This is a genomic window from Actinocrinis sp. (genome assembly GCF_035650855.1).
Classification (GTDB): domain Bacteria; phylum Actinomycetota; class Actinomycetes; order Streptomycetales; family Catenulisporaceae; genus Actinocrinis.
On the sequence record NZ_DASRGV010000194.1, the window covers coordinates 1 to 4,372 of the forward strand.

Consider the following 4,372-nt stretch of genomic DNA (forward strand, 5'->3'; position numbering starts at 1 on the left):
TCGGCTCCGAGGAGCAGAAGCTGGCCTGGCTGCCGCAGATCGCCTCCGGCCGCTGCCTGCCGACCATCGCGGTCACCGAGGCCGGCTCCGGCGGGCATGTGCTGGGCATGTCGGGCCGCGCGGTGCGTGACGGCACGCACTACGTGCTGAACGGTGCGAAGGTCTTCGTCGGCAACTCGCACATCGGCCACCTGCACGGTGTGGTGATGCGCACCGGGCCCGGGTCGGGCGGGCTGACCGCCTTCCTGGTGGAGGCGAACCGTCCGGGTGTGCGGCTGGAGAAGCACGCGCCGACGATGGGCCTGAACGGTTTCAGCTTCGGGACCATCGTGTTCGAGGACTGCCGCGTCCCGGTCGAGAACCGGCTGGGCGAGGAGGGCGACGGACTGAAGGTCGCCTACTCCTCAAGCACCCTGTACGGACGGCCGAACCTGGCCGCGGTCGCGCTCGGCATCCACCGGGCCGTGGTCGAGGACACAGTCGAGTTCTGCGGCCGCCGCGAGCTCTACGGCGCGCCGCTGTCCGCGATCTCCTCGGTGGCGATGAAGCTCGGCGGCATGCAGTCGCGGCTTATGACGGCCCGGCTGGCGCTTTACCACGCCACGCATCTACTGGACCGCGGCCTGCCCTGCGACGCCGAACTGATGAACGCAAAACTCGTCAACGCCGAGTACGCGATCGACTCGGCGCGCGCCGCCATGGAGATCTTCGCCGCGCGCGGCCTGCATGTCAGCCATCGCATAGAGCGGTACCTGCGCGACGTCTATCACATATACGCGCCCGCGGGTACCTCTGATATCCAGCGGCTGAGACTGTCCGAATACGCCTCGGGAACGAATCACGAGCAGTGGTCCGTCAAGCTCGCGGACCGGCTCCGTGCCGACATCGCGCCACCGGCCGGGGATGCCGTATCGAACGAAGGTGCCGTTTCCGGTGCTGCCCCCACTCCGGGCGCGGCCACCATGTCCAGCAGAGACGCCGTCTCGACCGCGTTACCCAACGCGAGCGCAGCCGCGTTCGCCGACCCCCGCTGACAGACTCACCCGACCGGACCGGGTGGCGTGCCGCGCCAGACGAGGAGCGGCCCCTCGCCCCGCCACGCCACCTGTCCGGTTCCCGGCTCAGGCCCCGTTGAGGGGCAGCGCGTTGGCCAGCGTCTGCACTTCGTTGCTCAGCTGGCTCGCCGTGGCCTGCGACATCTGCCCGGCCCCGGCGCCGCCGGAGATCTGCTGCTGCAGGGCGGCGATGTCGGTCGCGACGACGTGCCACTGTTTCTTGCCCCGGCTCTGCTGCGCGGCGGCCACGGCGTTCTCCAGGTTGCCGATCGAGTTGACCAGCTGCTGGCCCGCGCTGGCTTCCAGCGTGTTCGGGCCCTGTGAAACGAAGGACTGGATCTGCGTGGCGAGGGCTTGCAGGTAGCCGATCGGATCGGCGCCCGGTGCGGGGAAGGCGACCTGGATGAGGGTGCCCATCACGGGGGCGCTCGCCGAGGGGAACGCGAACTGCGACATGGTCATAGACGCTGACACGCTCGGCATCACGACGTTCGCCATCGTAGGCGTCGGAGAGGCCATTTCAGTGCTCGGACTCGCACTCGCGCCCACGCCCGCATTCGGCATCGTGCTCGGCGACGCGGCCGGAACGCCCGATCCCCTGGAAGCCGTGGCCTTGCCGTCCATAATCGCGTGGGCTGTGCCGAATACGAGTGCGAACACGGCAGCCAGTGCCGCGAGTGAGAACACGGCCGGCAGCACTCGCCGGTCAGCGGTCCGCCGCCGACCGGCGTGACTCACGGCCGGGCGGTACGCATCAGTAGCCAGACGCACGACCGGGCTTTCGGCCGGGACGAGCTCGGCGCCGGTCCCCCGGGCGAACGGCGCGAGCAACTTCGCGGCGCTGGCCGCAGTGGGCCGATCGGCCGGATCCTTGGCCAGGCAGCGGAGGTAGAGCTCTGCGACATCCGGCGGCAACTCGGGGATGCGGAGCGCCGGAGGAGTGGCGTGCCCGTGTGCGTAGCTGAGCGCCGCCATCTCCTTGTGCAAGTACGGCGGCGCGCCGGTGAGGCACCAGTGCAGGACGCATCCGAACGCGTACATGTCCGAGGCGGGTAGCGCGGCGCGCCCGGCCAGTTGCTCGGGTGCCATGCAGACCGGGGTGCCTACGGCGACCCCGTCCGGGTCGTCGCCGCCGTCCGCCGGCCCTTGTGCGATCCCGAAATCGAGCAGTTTCACGCCCGTCTCGGTGAGCATCACGTTGGCCGGCGTGACGTCCCGGTGCACGATGCCCGCGGCGTGCGCGGCCGCCAGCGCCTCGGCGAGTTGGCCGCAGACGCCGAGCGCCACCGGCCACGGCAGCGGACCGGCTTCAAGGCAGTCGGCCAGATTCCGGCCGTCGAGCAGTTCGGTGACGAGCACCGGCTGCACGGTCTCGCTCAGACCCGGCGTCTCCAGGTAGTCGAAGACGACGATCACGCGCGGATGCGCCAATGCGGCCAGCGCCCGCGCCTCGCTGCGCAACTGCTCGCGCTCGATCTCGTCGAAGGCCGCCGGACCCGACAGCAGCTTGAGCGCCACTTGCCGGCCCAGCGTCTCGTCCACGGCAGCCCACACGGTGGCGCTCGCTCCCGCGCCGAGCGGGCTGAGCAGCCGATAACGGTCAGCGATCAAGCCATCGGGCGCGACGACCCTCACCGCGATGTCACTGCGCATGATTGGAGAGGTGTCCGGCGGGCCGTCAGCGTTACGGTCGCGCCGCGTGGATTGACCGATTACGCCCGAAACGAAACGGCTGTTTCGCCGATCCACTGCCGTGGCCGGCGAAACAGCCGCGCGTCTCACCGTCTTCTTTCTTCGTATCCAGGCGCTGTCAGGACACGTTCAACGCCGCGTCGTCCAAAACGAAGGACGTCTGCGCCGAGCTGTCCTCGGTGCCGCTGAACTTCAGCGTGATGCTCTGGCCGATGTAGGAGGCGAGGCTGAAGCTGCGCTGGGTGTACCCGGATCCGGCGTTCAGGTTCGAGTAGGTGGCCAGGGTTCCGAGCACGGTGCCGGAGGAGTTGAGCAACTGCACCGCGAGTGTGTCGTAGGCGGTGGTGGTGCTGGTTTCCGCGGTGTCGATGTGCAGGTAGAACGAGAAGCTGGCGTTCTTGCACGTCGACGGGATGGTCACGGACTGCGAGGCGGTGTCGGTGTGCGAGCTGCCATAGCCGTCCAGCCACGCGTCGTAGCTGCCGCTGTGTGCGGGCTGGGAGGTGGTGTTGCTGTTCAGCACGCCGGAGCTGAGCGTCCACGGGGCAGCTGTGCCGGTCTCGAAGCCCGGGTTGCCGATCAGCTGCGCCGCGGTGCAACCGCCGCCGCCACCACCTCCGGTACCGCCCGAGCTGCCGCCGGCGGTGAAGGCGGCCAGGCCGTTCGGGGTGCCCCAGCCGGTCGGTCCGTCGTAGCCGGTGCCGGCGGTGCAGAAGTACGACGGCGAGCAGGAGCCGTTGCTGCCGCTGGTCACGTCGTACAGCGACGAGGTGTGCTGGTAGATGTACTGCGCCGGACGGTCGGTGCTGCCCGGCGTGCCGGCCAGCGCGTACACGGAGGCGATGATCGGCGAGGAGGCCGACGTGCCGCCGTACACCTGCCAACCGGTGGCCTGGTAGCTGTCGTAGACCGCGACGCCGGTGGCCGGGTCCGCGACCGCCGCGACGTCCGCCTCCATCCGCTTCGAGCAGCCGGAGTCGGTCTGCCAGCTCGGCTTGGCGATGTACGCCGAGCAGCCCGAACCGGTGCCCTGGGTGCTGGAGGTGTGCCACACCGACTCGCTCCAGCCGCGCGCGTTCGAGGCGGTGCTCAGCGAGGTGCCGCCGACCGCGGTCACGTACTGCGAGGTGGCCGGGTACTCGGCGCCGTAGGCGGAGTCGCCGGCCGAGACGGTGATGGCGACGCCGGGGTGGTTGAAGTAGCTGGAGTCCGAGGAGCTGACGCTGGAGTCCTCAGAGCCGCCCCAGCTGTTGGAGACGAACTTGGCGCCGAGCGCTACCGCCTCGTTCTCCGCGGCGCCCAGGTCGCTCATGTTCGCCGAGCTCGCCTCGACCAGCAGGATGTGCGCGCCCGGGGCGATCGCCGAGACCATGTCCAGGTCCAGGGATATCTCCCCGGCCCACCCCGAGTCCGCGGTCGGATAGCTGGTGCCGCCGCTCTGGTTCACCTTCCGGAAGCAGCCGTTCGCGGTGGTGCAGGCGGCGAGCCCGTACTGCGAGCGATACGCGGCCAGGTCGGACTCGGCGTTGGGGTCGTCCATCGCGTCGACGATGGCGATGGTCTCGCTGGACGAGCCGGTCCCGGTCAGCTTGTACGCCGAGCGCAGATCCGTCGGCCCGTACCCA

General features: G+C 69.8%; 3 protein-coding genes. 1 reads left to right on the forward strand and 2 read right to left on the reverse strand.

Annotation, left to right across the window (positions count from 1 at the left end):
• Positions 1-1,034 (forward strand): acyl-CoA dehydrogenase family protein (locus tag VFB40_RS14260; RefSeq protein WP_324850820.1); only part of this gene is annotated, 1,034 nt, incomplete at its 5' end.
• Positions 1,035-1,121: 87 nt separating this feature from the next.
• On the opposite strand, the gene VFB40_RS14265 is transcribed toward VFB40_RS14260, so the two are convergent.
• Both VFB40_RS14265 and VFB40_RS14270 read right to left on the reverse strand, forming a co-directional pair.
• The gene (locus VFB40_RS14265; RefSeq protein ID WP_324850822.1) at positions 1,122-2,708 is read right to left on the reverse strand and encodes a serine/threonine-protein kinase; all 1,587 of its coding nucleotides are present in this window, start codon (positions 2,706-2,708) and stop codon (positions 1,122-1,124) included.
• A 157-nt stretch (positions 2,709-2,865) separates the two neighbouring features.
• On the reverse strand, positions 2,866-4,372 hold a 1,507-nt coding region (locus tag VFB40_RS14270), incomplete at its 5' end, for a hypothetical protein (protein ID WP_324850824.1).

Bases quoted from the DNA above. Each gene is read 5' to 3' on its own strand.
- VFB40_RS14265 (WP_324850822.1), bottom strand. From the start codon at position 2,708: ATGCGCAGTGACATCGCGGTGAGGGTCGTCGCGCCCGATGGCTTGATC.